Here is a 24,023-nt window from a genome sequence, read left to right on the forward strand (position 1 = left end):
TCAGCTGTTACCCGCCTGGCTGTGCTGCGAGTACACCGCATGCCAGTGACCATCGACAAACAGAAAAATGTCCGAGGATTTGACCCACTGTGGATTCGACGCCGGGTTATGAAACGAGACGATGGCCATGCCGTCGCGCAGCACGACCGTGGTTTTCGATGGGTGGTCTTTGCGGTAGGCGTCGATGACCGCTTTGGGGTTTGCCGCGCCGCGATGTTTTTCCGCGCTGGCCAGCAAATCGGCCTTGGAATGCACTTTGCCATCGACATTGACCGAGCGATATTCGGGCAGCAGCATTTGTTCGAGAAAGGCGGTGTCGCCGCTGGCCTCGGCCAATGACCAGTGATCCTCGACGGCGAGAACCGCCGCTTCGGTCGGCATCGTTTCATTCGCATCAGGCAAGGCGGTATCGCCGGCGTGACTGGCCGCGCCCATGCTGATCGAGAGCAAGAGCAAGCCCAGGGTGGGGGTATGGCGGGATATCCAGGTAGAGCGGCGCATTGAAGCTGACCTCGGCAGAGTGGACGGAGCACACGCAGAGACTGCCGCCGCCGGGTTGGTGTCGCGTGGCCTTTGTGATCAACGGGTCTTTTGCCGGGACAGCCGGCTACCGCGCTGGTTTGGGTGGTGCGTCGCGGCGGCTTAGCGCAAGCCCAGCCGGTGGCGGGCGCCATCACGAAAGCGGCGGCTCAGGGTGAGCCGGGTGCCATCGTGCAGGACGATTTCGGCATCGCCGTGGAATAGCGGATGCCACTCTTTGATGCGGTCGATGTTGACCATCGTGCTGCGATGAATACGCAGGAACCGCGCGGGGTCGAGCGTCGCTTCCACATTCTTCAGCGTGTCGCGATGCAGTAAGGCGGTACCGGCCAGATGCAGGCGCACATAGTTGCCGTCGGCGGCGATCCAGTCGATATCTTCTACCCGGACCACGCGTAAATGTTCGCCAACGCGAATACTGAAGCGCTGCACAAAGGGTTCGGCGGCGGCAAAAGCGGTATGTCGTGGCGGGGTGGCGTGCTGGCTGAGCCGATGCAGTCGCTGGCCGATGCGCTGCATGCACAGATCGAAGCGCGCCTGATCGATCGGCTTGAGCAGGTAATCGACGGCGCCGGCATCGAAGGCTTGCAAGGCATGCTGGTCGAAAGCACTGGCGAAAACCACCAGCGGCAAGGCATCGGCGGGCAGGCGGCGCAGCAATTCAAAGCCGTTCATGCCAGGCATCTGGATGTCCAGAATGACCAGGTCGGGATGCAGCAGCCGAATGGCCTGCAGGGCGTCGGCCGCATTGCCGCATTCACCGGCGATGTCCACCTGCGGGTGCGCGGCCAGCGCCTGGCGCAAGGACAGCCGCGCCAACACTTCGTCATCGACCAAGACGGCGCGGATGGCTGGTGTGCTCATGCCGCGTACAGCGCAAACGGCATGCGCAGCTCCACCCGGGTGCCGCCCTCGGGCCTGGGTTGCAGTGCGAGTTGCCCGGCGCCCAGGGCGCTCAGTCGTGCGCGTGTATTGCCCAGGCCGATGCCTTCGACGAGGTCTCCGGCTGGCAAGCCTTGTCCATCGTCTTCCACCAGTACCAGCAAATCGTTGTGATCGCGGCGAATGGCGATGCGCAACACGCCGTAGCCCGGCATCGGCAGCAGCCCATGATGCAGTGCGTTTTCCACCAGCGGTTGCAGAATCAAGTGAGGGACGGCGGCGTTCAAGGTGTCCGCGGCGATTTCCAGCTGGGTTGAAAGTCGGTCTTGGAAGCGGATTTGCTGGATCGCCAGATAGCAATCCAGATATTGCAGCTCGCGCGCCAGCGGCACGCTTTGCGTGTGATCTTCCTCCAGCGTCAGGCGTAGAAAATCGCTAAGGCGGGCAATCATTACCCGGGCCTGCGACGGCGCGGCCAGGGCCAGGGCGGAAATGGCATTGAGGGTATTGAACAGAAAATGCGGTTGCAATTGCATGCGCAAGGCCTGCAGCTGTGCTTGCGCCAGCTGTCCCTGCAATTGCGCATTGCGCAGTTGCTCGCCTTTCAATCGGCGCCTGGAATCAAGGCCGCGCAGAATAGTCAGGATCAACCAGTAAGTGATCACACCGAGATGAAACTGGTAGATGAACTCGATGCGCAGAAGATCATCGAGTGACTTGAAGCTGATCGGGTCGCTGCCGTGCCATTGCCAATAGGCGTGCAGCATGATCGTGGTCTGCAGCGCGGACATCACGACGCTGGCCGGCAAATGCACGGCCAGAAAGCGGCCCCAGCCATAGTGGGCAGAGCGCCGACCCAGCCAGCCGATCAGCGGCGCCAGCAACATCCATAGATAGAAATCGGGCAGGTTCCAGGCCAGCGTGCGCTGCCATGAACGCGACACGCCTTCGTTGATCGATGTCAGCATCATGCTGATCGAACTGGATAGCGCCAGCAGGGTCCAGAAGCCGAACCCCAGCGCATAAGTCTTGAGTCGCGCGCGGGCATCGGTGCTGCTGATATTCACGGTGGATGCGGCATGAGTCGGCATGGGCTGGAGCACCGAGGGAGTGGCCCCAGCATGACCCAACCCGGTGCTGATCTCATGGGTCAAAATACCCCCCGGTCAGGTTCGGCAGGCGTTGCCGGCGCATGTTCGGGATCGGCCAGGGCTAGCCATTACTTGGCGGGCTTGGGGATCGCCGCCAGCTCGGCCAGTTTGGCGACGGTGTTGATATTGCGCGCGGTGCCATGGGCGGCTATCGGAAGCTTCATGCGCGAGTCGGCCATGCCGTCGCCGTAGTGCACGTAGATCTCGCGGCGGCCCAGCGCCAGGCGTTCTTCGACGACGCCACCGACATCGTTCAAGGCCGTGGCAGCTGGCGGCGTATCGAGAAAAATCGCCACCACGCGATTGCCAGGCGCTTCGGGGAACGGATTATCTGCGAGTACCTGGGCCATTTCCGCGGCAGTGCGAACCAGGACGCCGACCGATTTGCCGGTATGGCTTTGCAAGTGCTTGCCGAGGGCCTTTTGCACCGCCGTCTCGTTGAGCTGGCTGGTGAACACCACGTTGCCACTGGCGATGTAGGTACGCACGTCGCTGAAGCCGGCGGCTTCACACAAGCTCTTGAGTTCGGTCATCAGCAATTTGCCGGTACCGCCGACATTGACGGCGCGCAGTAAGGCCACATAGCGGGTCATGGAGGGGGGCATGGATGGTTTTTCGCGATCCCGGAGAGGCGCCAGTGTTGTCGGCCATCGCGGTGTGCTCAAGTGCCGTAAGCCACGCCGGTCGCCGCTTGATGGATATCCGCCGGCGGCGATCAACGCCGGCGGTAAGATTCTGCGGCTATAGTCCGCGAAGGTCGCTTCCGACCCAGGCAAACAGTCTTGACCTGCAGGCAAAATCATCGGCTTGATCGAATCCATCCATACCGGGGGCGGCATGCAAAGCGCAGGTGAGCGAGCGTTGGTCCTGCATGGTGGCGGCGCGGCCGGTAATGCGTGGGAGATTGGCGTGGTTGCCGGCGTGTTCGATGCCGGGTTGGATGTAACCCAGGCCGATGTCATCATCGGGACGTCGGCTGGATCGACGGCCGCGGCCCAGATCACTAGCGTGACTCCGACCGAATTGTTTGCCGCCATCCTTGCCGCCGCACCGCAGCAACGGATAGGTCAGGGCGGCCCTGAGGGCGCGCGCGTTGCCATGGGGCCGCTGGCGAATCATATGGAGATAACCAGCCGGATCATCGCTACCGCTGAGACTGCGGCCAGCATGCGCCGCGGCATGGGCGCGGCAGCGCTCGACATGGACGCGGCGTCGGACGGTTCCGGGCAAGCGCGGTGGCGCGCTGTCGTCGCCGCGCGGTTGCCCCGTCAGCACTGGCCGGAGCAACTGTTGCTGATCACGGCGGTCGATGCCCATAGCGGTGAACCGGTGGTGTTCGATCGCCACAGCGGCGTCGATCTCGTCGATGCCGTCGCCGCCAGCACGTCCAACGGCTTTGGTGTGCCCCCTTACAGCATCGGCGACAGCCGATACATCGACGGCGGCTATCGACGCAACGAGAACGCCGATCTGGCGGCCGGATACGCACGGGTGCTGGTGTTATCACCCTTCGGTGGCAGATCGCGGCATCCGCCGGAGTGGGGCATGCAGCTTGCTGCACAGCTGGACGAACTCCGCGCGGGCGGCAGCCGAGTCGAGACGATCTTCCCCGACGGCGATTCGCTTAACGCGTTCGGTGTGAACATGATGGATTTGTCGACCCGTGCGCCCGCCGCTCAAGCCGGTTACAACCAAGCCAAAGCCCTTGCCGGGCAGCTCAGCGAATTCTGGCGCTGACCGCGATGAAAGCAGTCGACTCGCTACGCCGCCATCGCGTCCACCTCTGCGCTGTCTCGCCGAGTGTGAAGTCTTTTCGAAGGGCAGCTGCCATAGGTGGCATTTCTTTCGCTTGCGTTCACCGGTGGCAGTGACCACCCCATTCACCGATGCATCGGCGTCGTCCCTCGGGTGCATCGCGCGATCAAGCAGGCACGTAGGTCAACCTAAGCACATCCGCGCAGATTAAATCGCTGGCCACGAGGTGCAGCGGTGGCCGGGGGCCCGCGAAGAATGGCTTGCCGCGACCAAGCACGACCGGGTGAAGGTAAAGTCGATACTCATCGATAAGACCTAGCTCGGTCAGGCTTTGCGCCAGGTCTGGTCCGGCTACGTCGATCTCCCCAGCGAGCTCAGCCTTCAGCCGCCGTATCACCGCTTCAAGGTCATCGGCGACAAGGGTGGCGTTGGGGCCAACCGACTTCAATGAGCGCGACACAACCCACTTCGGCTGGCTGCGCCACGCCGTGGCGTAGTCGCGTTCCTGTGCGCCCCAGTCCGCATGGTCTTCGTCCCAATAACGCATGACCTCGTACATGCGGCGACCGTACAGCATGCCCGTCGTGTCACGCGTTTGCTCGATGAAGTGACCAAAGAGCGCCGGGCTTGGGCTAAATTCCAGATGGTCGATATAGCCATCCAGGGACTGGTTCAATCCGAACACAAGCTTAGCCATGGAAAATCTCCACTGCGGAGTCTTCAGCATAGCCCGGGCCAGCGTCGTTGCTGAAGTGAGTTGGACACCATCGCTGCGCTGCTTTGCCGGTGTAGCCCATCGTCGGAAGTCCGCTTGCGAACCATAACGAACGGATTTGTTAGACGGGGTCGTGCGCTCTTGGCAGCCCTCAGGCGATGATGCGCGATGACATGGCGTTCTTATGGAACCGCGCCAAGCAAGCCCGCGACGCCAGACTGGTGACGAAGGCATGGTGCGGTTAGTTCGGGTCGAGAAGGGCATCTATGCGCCAAGGCGTGCCGCGTTTTTTCTTGCGCGCGTGAAACCGCGTTCTGGCCACTCCCGGCTTAGGTCGAGCATGCCGCTTGAGTCACTCATGCCTCACACCAAAGAGCCAGAATTTTTCGGTGGAGCATGTCGAAATCCGCTGTTGCCGTTCGTCGTTACAGTGAGAATCGGGCAACCAACCCCGTTGATGACACGATCAGGAGACGAAAATGCCGCAGTATCTAATCTCTACTTACCTCCCGGACAACTTTGATCCGTCCCAAGTCACCGAAGCGAGCATCGAAGCCATTCACGCGTTCAACCGGGAAATGATCGCCGCTGGCGTCAGGAAATTTGCCTGTGGCCTGAGCCCGAAGGCCGTGACACTGCGCTCGCAAGCCAACGGCGAGGTGCTTGTCACCGACGGGCCGTATCTGGAGGCGAAAGAGTTCGTCGGCGGTCTGTGCATACTGGAAACCGAGAATCTGGACGAGGTGTTGGCGTGGATGCGCAAGGGTGCCAAGGCGCTGCAGGGCGCGGTCGAAGTGCGAGAGATTTTCTTCAACCCCGCCCCGGCAGAGCATTGATCAGCACAGTGGCGGCGAACGGCGCTGTGCAGAGGGTCAGGCAAACGGCAGGTTTCTGCGTGAAATAACCGATGGTGAGGAAAGAACCATGCGTATATACAAGATGGGCGCTTTCATAATGAGCTGCTCTGTTCTGCTTGTCGGGCTTGGGGCGGCACACCAGGCGATGGCACAGGACGCTGCGGCAGCGTATCCGAAGATGGCTCCGCTCGATCAATACCTGATGGCGGATCGGGCCGCGGAGATAGCCCTGGCGCGCAGTGCGGCGCCGGAGTCCATTTCCGGTGATGCGACGATCCTGGTTTTAGGACGCAAGGGCTACGAGACAGCGGTCGAAGGCAAGAACGGGTTTGTCTGCATCGTGGCCAGAGGTTGGACCGGACCGTTTGACTGGCCTGAATTCTGGAGCCCGAAAATACGGGCTGCCGATTGCTTGAACCCTCAGGCTGCACGTTCGCTCGTGCCCGTCTTTCATCTGCGCGCCGAGCTGGCGATGGCCGGTCGTTCCAAGGCGGAGATGCTGTCGGCAGTCAAAGCCGCCTACGAAAATAAGCAACTGCCGAATCTCGAAAGCGGCGCGATGGATTACATGATGTCCAAATCGTCGTATCTGACCGACGAAGGGGACCACAACATGCCTCATCTCATGTTCGACACCCTGGTCAAAGACGGTAAAGACTGGGGTTCCGGTGCTGCGGGTTCGCCGGTGATGTCCAGCCCCTATTGGTTCATCTCTGCGAAAGAGCCACCCCAAGCTAAAGGGCTGCCGCCGATTCTTGTGTTCTTAATCCCGGCCCCTGATTGGTCCGATGGAACCGCCGCGGACATGCATGGTCACTGATACAGACGTAGGTCTGGCGGTGTGAGCATGCTTGCGCGTTTGCAAGCTTCCATAGTCTCGCACCGCCATGACTGCGCCATGCCGTCATGGTGGTGCAAACGTCCATCCTCTATAACGGGTCGATCGGAGGATATCGATATCCACTGGCCTTGAGAACACGGGCCGCGAGCGCCATCCCTCGTTTGTAGCCAGACCAGCTAGCATGCGCATCTGCTGTCTGCTTTTGACCCAAAACAATAGCAGCGGTCAGAATGGGGCAAGTCACACAAACTGGGGGGACTTGGATGGATCGGCGATCGATTTTCCTGCTATGCCTTACCGTGTTTTCACTGGCCGGTCCGGCGACGGCCGCACCGGCGCCCGTGCCGCCAACCGGACACATCACCGGTGTCGGCGGAATCTTTTTCAAGGCGAAGGACCCCAAGACTCTCGCGGCGTGGTATCGCGATGTGCTGGGCATGCCGGTGGAAGCCTGGGGCGGCGCGGCTCTGCGCTATGACGCGCCCAAGCACCCTCCCGCACTGGCATGGAATGCATTTCCCGCGGCGACGAATTACTTCGCGCCATCGACGAGCGGATTGATGATCAACTACGCCGTGGATGATATGGATGCATTGCTCGTGCGCTTGCAGTCCAAGGGGGTCAAGGTTTTGAAGCGTGACGACAGCGATCCCAATGGCCGCTTTGCCTGGATTTTGGATCCCGAAGGAAACAAGGTCGAGCTGTGGGAGCCCAAGCGCTAGTTTCGCTAAGCGCCGTTTTGATTCGAAGCCATGAGATGGAGTCCTCTCGGTCGGTTGTCTCGATCTCACCGGAGTGTGGCCTGCACGGTCCAGGGGAGAAGTCCATAAGCCGGTGGATGCAACACACTGAAAACGGCGTAAGCAGCAGGAGTGTTGCGTTGACCGGTTGAGGTCGCCATCCAACGCGGACATTTCATGTATCTAAGGCGGTGCATGGCGGCTGGTTAACCTGCAGACGACACGCATGGCAGAGTGACGCCGCGAGCGGGTGCGTCCGCGCCCGCCGGTCCGATTGAGACACCGGGTCAAGCGGCGGTGGCGTGGCTACCCATAATGGGGAAGTTCAAGCAACCGACTGAGGCGGTTGCGCTGGCGATGGCTATCAGGGGGCAATAATGACGGTGCACTTCGATGTGCTTGTTCACATGCAAGATGAGGGGGACCTGCACGCGGGACCTGGCGAATACGTAGGAACGCGCATTACCGGCCTGCGCCTGGAAGGTTTCGCCATCACGCTGGAGCCATGGACGCGCGGCCTGGGGTTGCGCTATCGAGCAGACCTCCGCGGACAGGGCGATACCGGCTGGGTGAGAGACGGCCTGTTCGTCGGTACCCGCGGACAGGGCCGGGCGCTCGAAGGTTTCCGCATCGAGCTGAGCGGCGAATGCATCGCCGATTACGACGTGCTCTACATGGCGAACATCAGCGGTGGCGGCGACACCGAGTGGCTGGCCAACGGCGAGTATTGCGGCCTGCGCGGACAGGGGCGTCATATCGGCGGCCTGGCGATCAGGATCATGCCGCGCAGGCCAGACTACCGGGTGCTGGTTTCCAGGGCGGCTTCACGCAGCGGCAAACCGCTGGCGATCACGGCCTCGGGATCGCTTCGCAAAGCGGAGGTGGGGGTCTCGGCGCTGGACGGTAGCGATCCGCAAACCTGGGATCGTCGCCCGGTACGCGGCGCAGAGGGTTATGCGCTGATCAATCGGGCAAGGCCGAACATGTGCATCGCGCGCGGCCCGGGCATGCAGGTCGTGCTCAAGCACGTGTCGGAAATCGATACCGACGACCATTGCCTCTGGCTCGACGACACCGTTCCGGGCGATTGGACTGCGATCCGCTCGAAGACCGATCTCGAACTCAAGCTCAACATGCGTGGCGACCCGCCTTATGCCGATCAGGGCAACGCCTTGATCGTCCACCCCTGGTCGCACGCGGCAGCGAACGAGTTGTGGCAGTCAAGGAAGCTCGGCTGCGATCTGGTCGCCGGTACCGACACCGTCGCCCCCGACCAGATCCTGCGCGCCATCTACCACCGCTGTTATCCCGACCTTTTCAAGGGCGCGTTGACGTTTCAGTCATCCGACATGGGCAGGGTCGCCTTCGATTTCGCCGCCGCTCCCATGGTCCACGTCGCGCCTTCCGATATGCCCATCGACCCGGCGAACCCTTCGTTCCCGACGGCGTTCATCGTAGTGTTCGAGGGCATTGAGCTTGCGGTCGAGGGGAAGGATGGGGCGTGGACGGCCACGGCTGTCCTGCAGATGCTGGCGAGGGTTCGTTTCCAGGCCCATGGGTCGCCGCCGGTGTCCATGATGACGCTGGAACTGTGGCAAGGCTGGCTGCGGGTGGAACAGCATCCGGAGGCTGAGGCACGCCTCAACGAGTTGCTCGTGCCCTGGCTGATCGCGCATTTCAATCTGCAGATTTTTGCCCCCTTGCGCATACCTCTGGCCGGGCTGCCGGGTAATCAGTTCAGCGCGCCAGTGGTGACCGTGCAGCCCCCTTATGTAACGGCAGCCCTCGCCAAGGCGCCTCATGCGACCATTGTGCCCCGCCCCACCAGCTGGCCGTTCGGTGGCAGGGTGATGACGGGAATCGGCACCTCCACGCTGGATACCGTGTTGGGCGAAGTGCTGGCAAGCATCAAGGTCTACGATTCGTGGACGTACAAGGATCCCAGTCGCAGCTTCGACTTGCGGGTCTACTATCAGATTGGTCTTGGCAACCCGCGCTTCAGCATCTTTCCGTCATCCGGCGGCCAGTGCCGCTTGCGCATCGATCTACGTGGCGATGGCGTCTTCGAAATCCGCCACGACTTCAGCCCGCGGGTCTGGAGTGACGGCTACGTCAATTGCAGCGGCCGGCTTGCCGTCAAGGACGATAAAACGATCGAGGTCGTGGTGGAATCGATCGACGCCATCGTGTTCGATTGGAGCGTCGATGGCGAGGTGTACCCCGAGGTGACGTTTGCGTTTGGTGTAGCCACCGGCAAAGTGGCGTCCGACTATCTGCACGGCAAATCGTTCACGCTCTACACCCCGCCCACGATTAATGCCGGCATTGCCGGGCGCAACTTTGAGATTACTTTGCGTGACCTTGATGTAGAGAGCTTTGCCGATGCCGAGCAGCGGCCGATGGCGCTGGTGACAGGGAGGCCGACGGTCGTGGTGAAGTGACACCGTGCGCGTTACCGCTCCCGCCTCCATCCGCGCCGCGATGAGAGGCCAGGTAGCCATTCGCTGCAGGATGCCGGCAAGGCGCTCCGCTGCTTCCAGCGGCTCGCCACAGGGCGATAAGGCCCGCTTCCGACCCGAAGCGGGCCTGGGGGCAGGGCGATTCGCCCGTGTTACCGGAGGTAGGACGCGTCCATTTCGACAGGCGTCCGCGCAGCCGACCGGAGCACTCTCACAGTAGCCTTGGGTGGTGCGTACCCATCGCGCGCGCCTCATTTTCCCCGGACACGACTCGCGCCACCTGGCATCGGCGTCAGCCTGGATGTCACCGCTTTGACTCCGGGCGGAAATGCCCTTCAATTTACGCTTACCGTGATCGCTGCGGAGCAAGGTCGGCTAAACCTTGATCGCGTGCGTTCTGTAGAGACAATCCCTTTTCCCGGAGTTGAAGACGTTGAGTATTTCATTCAAAAGCCTGGGCCGTTTCATCGGCCTATCGGTCGCGTTGGCGCTGGTTGCGCCGTCGGTGATGGCAAGTTCTTTCGTTCATCCGGGCGCCTTGCATACCCAGGCCGATTTCGATCGCATGAAGACCCAGTTGGGGCAACACGCGCAGCCCTGGACGGACAGCTGGGATGTGCTGATCAAGAATTCCCATGCCTCGCTGAACTGGACCGCGAACCCTCAGGCCATGGTCTATCGTGGCTATGACGGCACGCATCGGGAGAACTATGCGGCGCTATTCAACGACGCTGCGGCTGCGTATGCGCTTGCGCTGCGCTGGGAGGTGAGTGGTGACGACGCCTATGCCGACAAGGCCGTCGCCATTCTGGACGCGTGGTCCAAGACTTTGACCGAGATCAACGGCACATCCGACAAGTTTCTGGCGTCAGGTATTTACGGTTACCAGCTCGCCAACGCCGCAGAGATCATGCGCGGTTACAAGCGCTGGCCGGCGCAAGATGTCGTTCGCTTCAAAACCATGATGCTCAACGTCTTCTATCCGATGAACCATCAGTTTCTGGTGCATCACAACGGCCAGAAGGTCGATCACTATTGGGCCAACTGGGATCTCGCCAACATGTCATCCATGCTGGCCATCGGCATTCTGACGGATCGCCACGATATCTACGACGAGGCCGTCGAATACTTCAAGCACGGTGCGGGCAATGGCTCCATCGAACACGTGGTGTGGAAGATCTATCCTGATGGCCTTGGGCAGACCCAGGAAAGCGGGCGCGACCAGGGGCACAATACCCTCAACGTGGCGCTATTGGGCGCGTTCTTGCAGATGGCTTGGAATCAGCACGACGACCTGTTCGGCTATGACGACAATCGTGCACTCAAGGGCGTGGAATACATCGCCAAATACAACCTCGGGTATGACGTTCCCTACACGACCTACAGCAACAGCGATGTAACGCAGCCAACCATCTCAAGTAACGGGCGCGGCAATACCCGCCCTGTGTGGGAACTGTTCTATAACCACTACGTGGTGCTCAAAGGACGGGATGCTCCTTATCTCCGCATGGCCGCTGAGAAAGGGCGCCCCGAGGGAGGTGGCGGCAACTATGGCCCCAATAGCGGCGGATTCGACCAGCTTGGATATGGCACGCTGACTTATACGTTGAAGTAACGGCAAAGGACGATGCCGCAATGTCTCGCTCGTGGCGGTCGCTCTCTCGGCGGTCTCCATGTTCATGGTGAATATCCGTGTTCGGCGATCCCCAGAGCGGATATTGACCAAGTCTGTGTTGTTCATCCCGCAGCGGCTACAGGGCGCGGTGCTAGGTCGAGTTATCGCGGGTAGTCGGCAAACTCCCGCAAAGCCCGACATATCCTCGCGCTGCGAGTACGCTTTAACTCAACTGTCCGCGACAACGGAGTAGAGCTCTTGTCAGCGCGAACAGTTGAGGGGCGGGTGACCCTAGGCGCCATGTATCACTGAGACCATGGCGGCCCATTTCTCCTCAGCGCGGCGAAGTTAAAGGACATCGCGCATGTCCATTTCTAGCGCGCCTGAATCTGACATTGCCTCTCCTGGGCCGTAGCTTCCTTATCCGGAAACGGTGATTCCGTTGCCAAGACTGTTTCCATTAAACCCTTCAGGTCATTTCATGAGCTAGGACGTCAGCGTTGTTCCAGACAGCGACCTTTGTAAGGTCCGCTTCCGACCCAAAGCGGACATTGCCGGTATAAGGGGTGCCGCGATCTAGCGTTCCATCTTTTTCGGGAGTCAGGATGAATCTTGCTCGATTTCTATTGTTGATCGCCGCTGTTGGTGGGTTATTTATGAGCAGCAACGTAGCGAGCGACGAGCATCTAGATTGGACGCGTGCCACTTATGTGAGTGCCTGGGGTCCCTGTCCGCAGGGTGGGAGTTGCGGCTCGGTTTGGCTAATGGACCGTGCAACGCAAAGCATCGAGCGGAAAGGCTTAAAAGCAGTGGCCTCTCACAAGCTATCGGATCAGGAGTGGACTCAGCTAGAAGAAATGGTGAGAGAGGCTAGGCAGCAAGCATCCAGCTGCCCAGCTGCGCCCACGGATGTATTTGAAACGTTGGAAATCGTAGATGGCGATGGCACCAAGGTCTCTGTAGAAGTAACTGGGTGCGTGTTCGATCAAGGCACCAACGCCCCAAAGACTTTAACAAGCTGGCTTCAAAAGCATTGATCAGTACTAAACCATGTCGATGCGGGCCGAGCAACAGGTGATGTCCGCTTTCGAAGCGGACGTTTCCAGGGAGCAAGGAAAGGGGGAGTAAATGGCTGGGACGATCTTGATTTCGGAGGGTGCAGGCTTGCCGTTGAGCTCGGTGAGCTTCGACCATTTGGTTGAAGAGATACGCCAATCTATGGCAAATCCTGGCGACGCGGAAATCGCGAATGCATATCGCCCTTATGACCATGAGGGCATGATGTTCATCGATCTCCGAGAGCTCGCGGCCGAGGCATTTCAGGCCTTCGTTGCAGCCGTCCGTTCTGCTGCGTACACCTGCGCTCTAAGTCACGGGACTGCGTTTGAAGGGGCCTGGGCCGAGCTTGCGCAAGCTCTGGCGAAAGACCCTAGATTCTGGGCCGCAGAGGAATCAGTGTAAGGTCCGCTTCCGACCCGAAGCGGACACCCCTGCGAATGTATTTCGCACCCCGCATGTCCAGTTCAGTTCTATCGATCCGCACCCCAAATGATCCTTCCTGCTCGGATCGTGTCGCGCACACGGGCGAAGGCGGTTGGATCTTTGGCGGGGTCGCCGTTCAACAATACAAGATCGGCATCCATACCATTTGCAATCCGACCTTTGCGGGAGCTGTAGCCGAATCGCCCGGCCGGCGCGGTGGTGAGCGAGGTCAGGATAGCCCGCCAGTCGAGGGCGCCCGACATCAGCTTGTATTCCTCTGTAGGGTCGAAGACATCGATGTAACCTACGTCGGTGCCGAACAATATCTGGCCGCCCGCACCAGCGTAGTTTTTGACCTCTGTCGTGATGACCGAAATAGCGTTCGCCAGATCGCTGGGGCTTTCGTGGAATTTCTTCGCCTCGACCTCGAACAGCATCATGGTGGGAATGAGGGCCATGTCATGCGCACGCAGCCGGGCGATCAACGCTGGCGGCCACCCGCCTGAGTCTCCCCCATCCATGGCTGTGGTATGAGCCAGGATATCGACCCCAGACTCAATCGCCACGTTTACCCCAGCGAGACTGGCCGGATGGGCGAATGCGGGCTTCTTGCGGCGATGTGCCTCGTCGACGATCGCCTTGGCAATGTCAATGGGCATAGGAAGAACGCCGATCTTCCCGCCCACAACCGCACCGGCGAAGATCTTCACGCCATCGGTACCGTTATCCAGTTGGCGCGCCGCGCGAGCAGCAGCTTCTTCGGGTGTTGAAACCTCATCATCGGGTGCGCCATGCGCCCGCAGATAGTCGCGAACATAGAACGGCGTCCCGCCATTTGGATAGAACGGATCGCCAACTGTCAGAATCATGGGGCCCGTGATCTCAGCCGTTTCCACACGGTGCCGAAGTGCGATCGCGTTCCCGGTCGTTGAGGCGATGTCAAAAATGGTGGTGAAGCCCCAGCGAGTGAACATGGTCTCCAAGCCACCTTGCAAGGTTTCGGCTTTCGCTACGGTTGCGCCGAGAAGGCTCGGCGTCATCAGGTGGACGTGGCTATTCCAGAAACCCGCCGTCAACACTGAGCCGCGCGCGTCTATCTGACGAACCCCACGGGGAACGCTGATCTGCCGGCGTGGGCCAACGCCGACGATCTTCCCCCCACGCACGAGAACGACACCATCGTTGATTGGTTCACTATCGGGTGCTGGGTAGATTCTCGCCCCCACAATGGCAAGATCAGCTGTGGTGGGAGTCGACTCATGCGCGCTCCCGTCAGCAATGAGAGACAACCCGACGATCAGTCCGATCAGGGTCTGGAGACACAATGCACCCATTCGATTTCGAGCGCTTGATGTTCTTGCCAATAGATGGGTCATCTTTCTCTCCGAAGCGGTCTGACTGAATAAGATTCAAGGCAGTGACGTAGCGCTGTGCGATAGATGGTTTTGAACTGCGCTTCATTCGAAAATCGGTTGGCGCGATGCATGGAGACCAGGCCTTGGGCCAGAGCCGCGAGTGATAGCGCAACGTCAAGCGCAGGCTTATCGCCAAACCATCCGCTGGACTTGGCCTGATCAATTCGCAAGATGATCATCGCCATGACTGGTGAGCGGCCGACGGCGAAGTCATCCGGAAATTGGCGTGCGCTGGGCGCTGGGAGCATGAAGGCTGCATCGAAACGGTGCGGCTTGGTCAGTGCGAAATCTAAGTACGCCTCGATCAACTCCTCCAGCCACGCTATGGGGTCCTGGGCGGATATGGACGACACGATCTTGCCCCACGTTGCCAGACCGTCATCCATGAGGGCATCGAGCAAGGCGCTTTTATCCACAAAGTGCCGATACATGGCCATTGGCGACAGCTTGGCTCGCGCGGCGACCTTGCGAACGGTGAGTCCAAGGACGCCCTCGCGATCGAGGACAGTTCTTGCGGCGGCGAGGATGGTGTCTCTAGTCATATGTGTACACTGTACGCATCTATGCGTACTATGTAAACTTCCTCGCTTTCGAAGCACGTTTGAAATTGATTCGCTCCTGGAGTGAGCTTCGGGATGCCATCCCGAGCTAATCGCGTTATCCCCCGGTCAGAGACTCATTGAAATGTCCGCTTTCGACTCGTAGAAGACATTCCACGCACATGAATTTGAGGGGCTTTGGATGAACTCTGTTCGAGATCCGATGCTTGCGGGGGTGAAACCTAGCGAAGCCCTTCGCCAGCTCTATGGCGACACCAGTAGCAGCGTTTTGATCACCAAAGTGGATGACGAATTCAACGGCATACCGTCCCCAGTTCTCATCGCAATAGCGAGCTGGAATCGCAGAAGGATTCCAGGGCGGGAAGGCATGGGCCTGAGCGACGCCCAGTTCGACGAAGCGGTCACACCGCTGCTCGCCCCATTGATCGAATCAAGGTAACAAGCCAGGAATATCCGTTTCCGACCCGAAGCGGGCACTCTAGCGGGGAACCGCTCAAGTCAGAAAGCGATCGCGATTGATCAATGGAAGGACCGATTATGTTCGTAACGCCTCGTCGTGATCTGGTCACCCTGGCTCTAGCGCTGCTGGCTACCAGCGTGCTGGCCAGTGAGGCCGATGCACTGAAACAGCTTCAGAAAGCCTCTCCCGATCACATTTGGGATCGCAACAGTGCTCTGCAGATCGACATTGACTCTGATGGAAGGCCTGACTGTGTGTTCCTGAGCCAGGATCTCAAATCCGCAACGGTGGGCCTAGTACTCGGACAGAGCGGACATAGAGTTCTAGTTCAGACCTTTCCCATCGGTGATCCATCGCAGGACAGTCTCTATGCGGCACCCGCTCGCATAGGCAAGGAGTTGCTCGATTACGACCCGACTGATGCGACTGGGCCGATCTCCGGTTTCATGCGATCTAAGACCGGGACGGCGTTCATTCTGAGTGGAGGGGAGTGCGATGTATTCCATTTTTTCTGGAACACAAAGACAAACAATCTCGATTGGTGGCGACTGTAACGTTCCAATCACTGCAAACGCTAATATCCGCTTCCGACTGCGGATTCAGCCGGTCGTTGCAGTCGTAAAGATCGATGGTGAACGCATCATGGCTGGTGCTTCAGCGATTTATACAGTTGTCCTGTCCGGAGGGGCATTGGGAACAACCGAATTTTGCCGATGCGACGGGAGTGACCTGATCTCGCTAATGGAGGGGGCGTCGGAGTTCTATCGCGCGGCTAAGGATCGCTGACTTGGGTAAGTCCGTTTTCGAATCAAAGCTGACCTAATCAAGGAGGTAACATGCGTCGAACTGTTCTTCTTGCCAGCCTGATGTGCTGGGGCGGGGCTGTAATGGCGGCAATGCCGCCGCCCGTTCCGCCCTTGACAGAGATAAGCTGGAAGGCAGCCTCCCGCGAGGCACCGAGCGAAGGATTCGCCCTTGGTTCTGCGATAGTCAGATTCGAGAAGACCACCTTGGGCGAAATCGCTGCTGCCGTCAGCGAAGGTGTGATAGATCATCAAGGTGATGCGGGAGAAAGCGAGTACTGGCTTTGCTACAGCCGGCCCCGCGAAGGTCAGCGAATCTGGATTGTTTCAAGCGGGGAGATGGGTGGCGCGGATCATCTCGTCACCGGATTTGTCGCCGAACAACTGCCGGCAGTAGCCGGAACTACGGATTGCCCAGCGTTACCGGCAACGACGGCTGTTGTACTGTCTGGCCATAAAGGATGGCTTGGTATGTCGACGATGGATGTCCGCAAGCATTTCGGGGTGCCCTCTCACGAATCAGGCGCCTGGCAGGCCTTCAACTACGCAGAGAAGCTCGAAGGCGTCTGCGATGGCGCTGGCGACAGGACTAACTGGCTTTTGATCAAGCAAGCTGACGGGCGCGTGCAGACCATTGTGGCCGGTCAGGTCACGTCGTGCTGAAGTGCTGAGCGATGTAACGCAACGTCCGTTTCCGACCCGAAGCGGACATCGCTGAGGCCCGACGAGACCAGTTAGATTCGGAGCGAAGGTGGAGCATGGTGGTCAGCTGATCGGAGATGGAAATCGAATATGGTGACGCAGTCTGCGGCTATTGCAGCTATAGATTTGGCATTTGGGTCATGCCCTAAGCCCGATCATTTCACCAATTACACGCATTGCCAGGAGTGCGCTGAGCACGACGAGCTGCTAAGAAGCCGAACCCGTGAGACGCTTGTGATCCAAGACGTAGGGAATCCTGGGTGGGAGCCGCTGTGCTTCTCCAGTCCTGAGGGCATAGCGTTCTACATGCCTTCGCTGGCTCGACTGGCGTTCGCGGAGCCAACTTATGGCTATGGCTGGTATGGCGACCAACTGCTATTCCACCTTTATTCCGGTGGTTTGCACAATACGCTCTATCAGTACTGCAACGCTGAGCAGCGCGCAGCCATTGCGGTGCTCATAGGCGCGATGCTTGAATCAAACTTCGCTAATATTGAGTCAACCTCTAGCGGAGACGAGTTCCTTCGTGCGCACGAAATTTGGTTGCATGGAAGGTCTTGACGAGTCATCTGATTGATTACTCAATGTCTGCTTCCGACCCCTAGCGGACATGCACGTTCGTTCATTAAGTAATCCTGCCAGCCTTACCTTTCCGACGATGCTTATGATCATCTGGCAGAGCGTGTTGTCGAATATTTTAGATATCACGGGTCTCTTCCACATCAGCACAACGCTGCGTTAAAGCGCTAAACCGAAGTGTCCGCTTCGCGGCGAGGCTTTATTCTGGCGTTAGACCTCGCGCACGACACGCCCATCAGGAGAACTCATGTTTGACCACATCGTTTTCGGAGTCAGCGACTATGAAGCGAGCAAAGCATTCTTCCTCAAGGCACTCGAACCGATCGGCATGATCGTGGTCGCCGAGGGGCCACTCGGTATAGGGCTCAGCGCGGATGGCAAGTCTTCATTGTGCATCTGCCACACCGAGGAGAAGCCTGCACATCTCCACCTGGCATTCACGGCAGAGAATCGGCAGCAAGTCGAAGCGTTCTATCGTGCGGCTCTAGAGGCAGGTGCCAAAGACAATGGTGCGCCGGGTCTGCGCCCCAACTGCAGCGGCAGATACTATGCAGCCTTTGTCATCGGTCCGGATGGGCACAACATCGAAGTGGTTTGCCACGAATCCGAGGTCTAAGAACTCATTCCAGCGGATTCGCTGAGCGTTGCTAAATTCAGGCGCTGATTGTCGGCCTTCGACCCGAAGCAGACATCGCAATCTTGCTGATGAAGTTGCAAGGAGGCTGGCTTATGAAGTATGCGGATGGACAACGAGTACTCGCTGGGGACGTAGTCTCGATCAATGGTCGATATCACGGAGTTGTGGTCGCCGCCATCGATGACAAGAGCTATTTACCCGGTGGCGAAGGTTGGGAATATTTGGGCACGGGCGCAATGATCGATACCGATTTTGGTGGGCTCGTGCACTACCCGGAATATGATGCAGAATTGGTCCTCGTTCGTCGGGCCAGCTAACGGTCACCTAATGGCCTGCTTCCGATCCATAGCGGACATTGAGTTGTGTGAGGGAGATGCAAATGGAAGCGCTGGTTGGATACAGCGAAGGAGTGCATTGGTTGAATGATGGCCCAGACGCTGAGGCAGCTATATCTTGCCTGGCTTGCAATGGCTGGACGATCTTTCGCCTTACTTCCGGGATCAGGAGTGTGCCGGATTTTTTTGAAGCCATCCGGGAAGCATTGCCGCTCAATCCTGCCGTTCTAAGTCAGAACTGGGATGCTCTCTCTGATTCGCTTTGGTCGGGCCTTGATGCCTTGCCCACGAGACGGATTCTTCTTCTATGGCCCTTTGCAGACCAACTGAAGGTCGCAGACTGCAAGGGATTCCTCGTTGCGTCCGAGCTGCTTACTGATCTATGCATTTCACTGGGTGATGAAAAGTTGACTACAGGCAACCCCAAAAGTGTCGTTGTGTTTCAGACGGGATCAGTAGGCGGCGTGGCGTCATAAATTTCTAGTTCTAAAACGTTCGCGTTCAACCCGAAGCGGACGTTGAAGCCAGAAGTAATAAGGAGGGGATATGTTGCGCAGGATGTATGTGCTGGCCTGGCTCGCAATGCTTTGTACTCATCCTTCGGGTGCCGAAGGCCAAACGTCCTCCGCCTCAGTGTCGAGCGAGCCATGCGGCAAGGCCTGTCAACAACAAAGGTTGGATGCTCTTTTCAGAGCCATGGATGCGGCGGATACATTCCGGAGACCGAAGCCAAGCGATTCGACAGAATGCACTGCTTATGACGGGCGTGAATTCCCCATAGCCCTCATCGATGTGTGTGCCAAGCTCAAGTACGTCAGGACCCTGGCGATCGGCACGGAGACTCGCTTTGCGTGTCCCAGTAGCACTGATCAGCTTGTGGGGCTGTCCCCAGAGCGGATTCGATCGGCCTGGGGCCAGCCCGACTATGAATCGACGGAGAAGTGGGGTGACCAGTCAAGTCCGCTTCGTCAATGGACATACTTTATCGGCAGTCCTAAACCCAACACCAAAGGTGGTGGGTTTCCAGAGCTTTCGCTACATTTCAACGGCACCTCAAGGATCGTAAGCGTGACCTGCGCGCTTTCAAAGTAAGGTCCGCTTCCGACACAAAGCGGACATCAAAGCAAAGAGCTGAAGAGGGACGCAATGCGCAACGACAACCTGCAATCCGCAGATAGCGAAGTCTCGAGGAGGGTCTTGCTTGCATGATTCTTCCCATGATGGGCCTGCTATTCGTAATGTTCACAGCCGGCGCTTTAAGCGCCGCATTCCTTTTCATTAGGCGCCCATGGCGTCGATTCATCCCTTTCGTATGGGTCCCGATCCTGGCTTCGACCGGTGCCCTTGTTCTTTGTTGGGCCCTCGCGCTTGGCCTAGAGCAGCTCTTTGCTTCTTCGCGAGCGGGCGGTGTCGGCTTTTTTGCTGGCTATATCCTCGGTGGCCTGCTTGGCGGTGGCTTGGGATATTGGCGGGCTCAAAGGCTCATAGGGCGGGTTAAGGCATGGGATTAGGCAATGTTCCGTAACGTCCGCTTCCGACCCGAAGCGGAGATCGTGGGGAAGCTACAGTGGGAGATCGATGAAAGCACAGTTGGAAACTTGCCCCAAATGCTCTGCGCACTTTGAGGGGCGGAATGCTCTGCTATGGGGCGGGGTTGCCACCTCCCGCGGTTTCACGCTGCCCGCCGCATCCTCCAAAGTTCGCTGTCCTAGGTGTGGCTGCATCTTCGCGGCAAAAGGTGTTCGGTTTTTCGGCTTCCTGTCTGCTCCTGCACTCTGCCTCGTCCTTCTTGCGGGAGTGGTCGTTGGCCTGTTCATCGTTATGCTCTCATCAGTTCTCTGAGATGATCGATTCGATCACCGTAATGTCCGCTTCCGACCCGAAGCGGACCAACGTACTTGGAAAATAGGAGGGGTGATGGAGTCGGAGAAATGGGTTATGCCTGCATGCACTTTATCTTTTTGTTTATGCGCCGCAGGTGCGTGGCTTGATGATCAGCAAGGAGCCGCCTACCTGTTTATGGTCTTTGTCGCCAGCAGCCTCGCTGTGGTTCGGATGGTTGTTGCGCAGAGGGCGATCAGCTGGAAAGGTCAGATATCCGCTTCCGACCCATGGCAGACACTAGAAGTCTAGGGGGTGATCAATGGTCACAGGGCAGCACTTGTATCGTCTGCTTCGACCTAGGCCCGCAGTGCTCGGATTCATATCGGGCATCATTGTTTTCGCGATGCTTGCCGCTGGCCCAGTAGGCGCAGTGGATTGCAATGCGTGCATCAGCATCCGTGTCGGCGTTCCTCGCATCGTGCGGGGGCCGGCGGCGAATATGGCCGACAACCACTTTACGGAAATCGCCTTGCCTGATGGACGGTTTCGCGGCTTCGATGCGCACAACGATACCCGAGCCATCGACGGCAGCAGTCCGACAGATATGGGCGGCCCTCAGCGGACGGTGATGGGGCCGGGAAAGAGGGCAGCCTACGATTCATGTGGTCGCTGGCTGGATCACGCCGAGGTGAGCGGAGCGGCGACGCTCGGTTTCGTTCACGCCGAAACCGCCTGCAACTACGCGATTGGCCAGACTCATATGTCGATGGCCGTGGCTGTCTCAGACGATTATGGGCTGACCTGGCGAGACCTCGGCCCGTTCATCACTGGCACCGACGCGCCAACACCACGAAAGAACACGGGCGAAGGCGACTGTACCGTCGTAAACGGCCAAGACGGCTACCGTTACGCCTATTGCTTTCGTCCCAGAGATGGAGGGCTAATCGTCGCGCGTTCACCTATTTCGACTATCGACCCACGTCACTGGACGAAATTCTTCCAAGGCCATTGGTCGCAGCCTGGGCTGGGCGGTGATGCGACGAAACTGAGCAATGGCTCAGGTGTAAGCGTCGCCTATTGGAAGACCATGCACGAGCTTGTGCTGACTGGCTGGGTGAAAGGTGGGCTGGGTCTATTCATAACGACTGACCATACATCGCTCGTGCCACTGCACGAGCCTGTTCTCGCCGTTGATCCCGGGCAGTGGGCACGGCCCGCACCATCCGAACTTATCTTCTATCCGGTGCTGCTTGATGCCGATAGCGGAAGCAATCAGCTCTCTGACAAGTGGCTGATGGTCTACGCCTATATTCCGCCCAACGAGCCTAGTAATCAGAAATATCTCGTCTTTCGGGACGTTACTGTGTCGGTCGGCAAGCATGCCGTGAATCCACAGGTGGGCGTGCAACTCGCGCGCTGGTATGCACCCAAACTGCACGATCGCTGGTCGACGACGGCTGCGGTCCCGGGTAACAACCAGATCTACACGCTAGAGACCACGACGGGTTACTTGATGACTGCTGCGCCCGCAGGCGCGGCATCCGTAGAACTCGAAGACTGTGTCAACTTACGGTCGGGTCATCCGGATCATCTGCTCGCAGAGAAAGGGTTTTGCGAAGCGCACGCGTATGAGCGACTACGTACGGCGGGGTGGGTCTATGCGCATCCGGGATCAGATACGTTGTCTCTTTATCGCTGTTACGACGCACACGGGCCATCGCACTTCGCGTCCGCTGCGCCAGACTGCGACAAGCTCGGGACGATGGAACGCTTGCTCGGCTACGCACTGAAGTAATGGCCGGCACGCCCATGACGCCATACACCTTAGAGAGGGTTCGACCGAACCTGTGGGCGTCGCGATACTGCTTCGTATCGTTGACCTATCGCTGTGGCGGAAGACATGAAGCTAAGGGGGTAGGTAATCAACTCGGCCCAGCATGCTTGGTCCTTTGTATTCTTGTGTTTGACCAACAAGGAGTAACTATGAAATCCCGCATGTCAGTTGTCGCGTTAGTATTGATGGCATTGCCGGTATTCGCCCATGCCTCTTGCGATGCGGTGAAGGCCGGTATTGATGCAAAGATCAAGGCGAACGGTGTGAGCCATCACAGCCTGGGCGTGGTGGCGGCCGATCAGGCGGATAAGAGTGAAGGCAAGGTGGTCGGGCAGTGCGAAGGCAATAAAGCCATTGTGTACTCCCAAGTGCGGTCCAAGGTAAGCAATGAGAGCTCAAGCAACGCTCCGCATCGACCCGTAGGTAGGTCCGGCCAAACCGGCGGCTGAACTTCGCGCTAAAGGGGGCGAAGGTGGTCATGTCGCTTCAACGACCTCCGTCTCCGTCATTCTGTCTTGGAACCTTGCTTTACCGTCCGTAGTGTCTGCCACCCAAAGCGGACAACCTTTAGATGAAATGTGACGGCAGGCTTCGCGAGAACGGAAGTGTGCTGCCTTCAGGGGGACCGCTTTTGGCGATCCAGCGACACCGTTTATAAGAGCTAAGATCCGACGTGCGGGAGCATGGGGTCACACTGCAGGACACAGGGGGGGACATGCAGTCAGCGTTCTACAGCCAAAAGCACCCATGGCTTTTCATGGCCTTGGCGCCAAGCGTGGTTGGCACCATTTTGATACTCACGCCCTTCGCCCTAATGGGGTTGGTTCTCATAGTCCCCGGGGTATGCGGCATTCTCGGTCTGATCGGTTTGACCATGGCATGGCTGGGCTTGGTGCGGCCGGGCATTGTCTCGCGCCGTGGCGGGCTCATACTCGGCTTTCTTGCCTGCTCCTTGCCTGCACCCTTGCTGGGGCTGTCCTTGCTCCGGGGCAACATAGCTTACCAGCAGCACTTCATCGACCCGATGCGGGGAGCTGGCTATGCGTCGGCGAGTTTTCTCCTTCTGTGGCTGTTTTTTTTCGTCGTACTGTTGGTGCAACGTCACTCAACTCAGGGTGCGCCCTGGAGGTTTATCGCCCTGCTCAGAGTGGTTGGCGTGGCTATCGCTTTCGTGGCCCTGATTGTTCCCGCGGGCTATGTGCTCCACTTCGCAGGTTACGGTAAATACATTCGGGACCAGCAAGGTGCAGAGGCGCGTAGCATGGTGTCCGTGACGCTACGTGCAGTTCGTCAGTATCAGAACCTGCATGCGGACGAGCTGCCTCCCGACAACCAGAGTGCGGGACTACCTTCGCCGGAAGCTCTTCACACTCGTTACGTGCAATCAGTGCGTATAGCCAAGGGAGAGGTGACCCTGAGGTATCGCAACGACCCCGTGGCGGTGCTCTTTGGCGCCTCGACCTATGGGGTTTTGCTCAGCTTCAGGCCGGCCGAGGAGCAGGGAGAGCATGTCCTTGAAGAAAATGGCGGGTTCTGGTTGTGCAAAGCGACCGGCTATCAAAACGAAAGCGATAGCCCTCTTTTTTTTGATGACCTGTGTGACCCCAGTGGGCCGACGTAGCACCTTGAAGAAGTGGGTGCGGACGCCAAGGAATTTTGACTTGGATCAGACTGAGTTGTTGTCATGATGGTTGCCTAATCCGGACCAAAAAAGTATCAAGCGCTGCAGGGTCGAATGAAAGCTGGATTGTGTTCATCGCCATGTCCGCTTCCGACCCATAACGGACAGCTTCACCGGAGGCCCCGTGTCGATCCTGCAGGCGCTCGTTCGTCGCAT

At 58.7% G+C, this 24,023-nt stretch carries 24 protein-coding genes; 17 read left to right on the forward strand and 7 right to left on the reverse strand.

The window, feature by feature from the left end; translation table 11 throughout:
* From OUZ52_RS03360 to OUZ52_RS03375, 4 genes are all read right to left on the reverse strand, one after another.
* Complete coding sequence (locus OUZ52_RS03360; protein WP_266156892.1) at positions 1-501, reverse strand: nuclear transport factor 2 family protein; 501 nt, start codon at positions 499-501, stop codon at positions 1-3.
* Positions 502-642: 141 nt separating this feature from the next.
* Entirely contained in the window at positions 643-1,404 is a 762-nt protein-coding gene (locus tag OUZ52_RS03365) for a LytR/AlgR family response regulator transcription factor (protein ID WP_266156893.1), read from the reverse strand.
* Entirely contained in the window at positions 1,401-2,513 is a 1,113-nt protein-coding gene (locus OUZ52_RS03370) for a sensor histidine kinase (RefSeq protein WP_266156894.1), read from the reverse strand. The genes OUZ52_RS03365 and OUZ52_RS03370 overlap by 4 nt, the downstream gene beginning before the upstream one ends.
* A gap of 128 nt (positions 2,514-2,641) precedes the next feature.
* On the reverse strand, positions 2,642-3,166 hold the full coding sequence (locus OUZ52_RS03375; protein ID WP_266156948.1) for a DUF1697 domain-containing protein: 525 nt from the start codon (positions 3,164-3,166) through the stop codon (positions 2,642-2,644).
* 214 nt (positions 3,167-3,380) lie between these two features.
* Between OUZ52_RS03375 and OUZ52_RS03380 the strand changes: the two genes are divergently transcribed.
* Complete coding sequence (locus OUZ52_RS03380; protein WP_266156895.1) at positions 3,381-4,310, forward strand: patatin-like phospholipase family protein; 930 nt, start codon at positions 3,381-3,383, stop codon at positions 4,308-4,310.
* A gap of 184 nt (positions 4,311-4,494) precedes the next feature.
* Here OUZ52_RS03380 and OUZ52_RS03385 read toward each other — a convergent pair whose 3' ends face one another.
* On the reverse strand, positions 4,495-5,025 hold the full coding sequence (locus tag OUZ52_RS03385) for a dihydrofolate reductase family protein (protein WP_266156896.1): 531 nt from the start codon (positions 5,023-5,025) through the stop codon (positions 4,495-4,497).
* A gap of 497 nt (positions 5,026-5,522) precedes the next feature.
* Between OUZ52_RS03385 and OUZ52_RS03390 the strand changes: the two genes are divergently transcribed.
* From OUZ52_RS03390 to OUZ52_RS03415, 6 genes are all read left to right on the forward strand, one after another.
* On the forward strand, positions 5,523-5,879 hold the full coding sequence (locus tag OUZ52_RS03390; RefSeq protein ID WP_266156897.1) for a YciI family protein: 357 nt from the start codon (positions 5,523-5,525) through the stop codon (positions 5,877-5,879).
* Positions 5,880-5,967: 88 nt separating this feature from the next.
* Positions 5,968-6,720: a hypothetical protein gene (locus tag OUZ52_RS03395; protein WP_266156898.1), complete on the forward strand. Its 753-nt coding sequence runs from the start codon at positions 5,968-5,970 to the stop codon at positions 6,718-6,720.
* A 320-nt stretch (positions 6,721-7,040) separates the two neighbouring features.
* The gene (locus OUZ52_RS03400) at positions 7,041-7,463 is read left to right on the forward strand and encodes a VOC family protein (protein WP_266156899.1); all 423 of its coding nucleotides are present in this window, start codon (positions 7,041-7,043) and stop codon (positions 7,461-7,463) included.
* Positions 7,464-7,858: 395 nt separating this feature from the next.
* Positions 7,859-9,922, forward strand: coding sequence for a hypothetical protein (locus OUZ52_RS03405; protein WP_266156900.1), 2,064 nt, complete (start codon positions 7,859-7,861; stop codon positions 9,920-9,922).
* Between the two features lie 451 nt (positions 9,923-10,373).
* On the forward strand, positions 10,374-11,555 hold the full coding sequence (locus OUZ52_RS03410) for an alginate lyase family protein (protein WP_266156901.1): 1,182 nt from the start codon (positions 10,374-10,376) through the stop codon (positions 11,553-11,555).
* Between the two features lie 1,128 nt (positions 11,556-12,683).
* A complete protein-coding gene (locus tag OUZ52_RS03415) occupies positions 12,684-13,016 on the forward strand; it encodes a hypothetical protein (RefSeq protein ID WP_266156902.1) in 333 nt (110 codons plus the stop codon).
* A gap of 68 nt (positions 13,017-13,084) precedes the next feature.
* On the opposite strand, the gene OUZ52_RS03420 is transcribed toward OUZ52_RS03415, so the two are convergent.
* Entirely contained in the window at positions 13,085-14,413 is a 1,329-nt protein-coding gene (locus tag OUZ52_RS03420) for an amidohydrolase family protein (protein ID WP_266156903.1), read from the reverse strand.
* A complete protein-coding gene (locus OUZ52_RS03425) occupies positions 14,410-14,994 on the reverse strand; it encodes a TetR/AcrR family transcriptional regulator (RefSeq protein WP_266156904.1) in 585 nt (194 codons plus the stop codon). Before OUZ52_RS03425 ends, OUZ52_RS03420 begins: the two co-directional genes overlap by 4 nt.
* A 199-nt stretch (positions 14,995-15,193) precedes the next feature.
* On the opposite strand from OUZ52_RS03425, the gene OUZ52_RS03430 reads away from it, so the two are divergent.
* From OUZ52_RS03430 to OUZ52_RS03475, 10 genes are all read left to right on the forward strand, one after another.
* Complete coding sequence (locus OUZ52_RS03430; protein ID WP_266156905.1) at positions 15,194-15,451, forward strand: hypothetical protein; 258 nt, start codon at positions 15,194-15,196, stop codon at positions 15,449-15,451.
* A gap of 83 nt (positions 15,452-15,534) precedes the next feature.
* The gene (locus tag OUZ52_RS03435) at positions 15,535-16,026 is read left to right on the forward strand and encodes a hypothetical protein (protein WP_266156906.1); all 492 of its coding nucleotides are present in this window, start codon (positions 15,535-15,537) and stop codon (positions 16,024-16,026) included.
* Between the two features lie 282 nt (positions 16,027-16,308).
* On the forward strand, positions 16,309-16,938 hold the full coding sequence (locus OUZ52_RS03440) for a hypothetical protein (RefSeq protein WP_266156907.1): 630 nt from the start codon (positions 16,309-16,311) through the stop codon (positions 16,936-16,938).
* A gap of 129 nt (positions 16,939-17,067) precedes the next feature.
* Entirely contained in the window at positions 17,068-17,538 is a 471-nt protein-coding gene (locus tag OUZ52_RS03445; protein ID WP_266156908.1) for a hypothetical protein, read from the forward strand.
* Between the two features lie 265 nt (positions 17,539-17,803).
* The gene (locus OUZ52_RS03450; protein WP_266156909.1) at positions 17,804-18,172 is read left to right on the forward strand and encodes a VOC family protein; all 369 of its coding nucleotides are present in this window, start codon (positions 17,804-17,806) and stop codon (positions 18,170-18,172) included.
* A gap of 113 nt (positions 18,173-18,285) precedes the next feature.
* A complete protein-coding gene (locus OUZ52_RS03455; protein ID WP_266156910.1) occupies positions 18,286-18,510 on the forward strand; it encodes a hypothetical protein in 225 nt (74 codons plus the stop codon).
* A gap of 62 nt (positions 18,511-18,572) precedes the next feature.
* Positions 18,573-19,004, forward strand: a complete 432-nt coding sequence (locus OUZ52_RS03460) for a barstar family protein (protein WP_266156911.1) — start codon at positions 18,573-18,575, stop codon at positions 19,002-19,004.
* Between the two features lie 1,847 nt (positions 19,005-20,851).
* On the forward strand, positions 20,852-22,147 hold the full coding sequence (locus tag OUZ52_RS03465; protein WP_266156912.1) for a hypothetical protein: 1,296 nt from the start codon (positions 20,852-20,854) through the stop codon (positions 22,145-22,147).
* Positions 22,148-22,335: 188 nt separating this feature from the next.
* Positions 22,336-22,635, forward strand: coding sequence for a DUF1161 domain-containing protein (locus OUZ52_RS03470; protein ID WP_266156913.1), 300 nt, complete (start codon positions 22,336-22,338; stop codon positions 22,633-22,635).
* Positions 22,636-22,901: 266 nt separating this feature from the next.
* Positions 22,902-23,807 carry a hypothetical protein gene (locus OUZ52_RS03475; protein WP_266156914.1) on the forward strand — a complete coding sequence of 302 codons (906 nt, stop codon included), beginning with the start codon at positions 22,902-22,904 and terminating at the stop codon, positions 23,805-23,807.
* Positions 23,808-24,023 lie beyond the last annotated feature (216 nt).

The sequence above is a fragment of the Dyella silvatica genome (assembly GCF_026283955.1).
Lineage (GTDB): Bacteria > Pseudomonadota > Gammaproteobacteria > Xanthomonadales > Rhodanobacteraceae > Dyella_C > Dyella_C silvatica.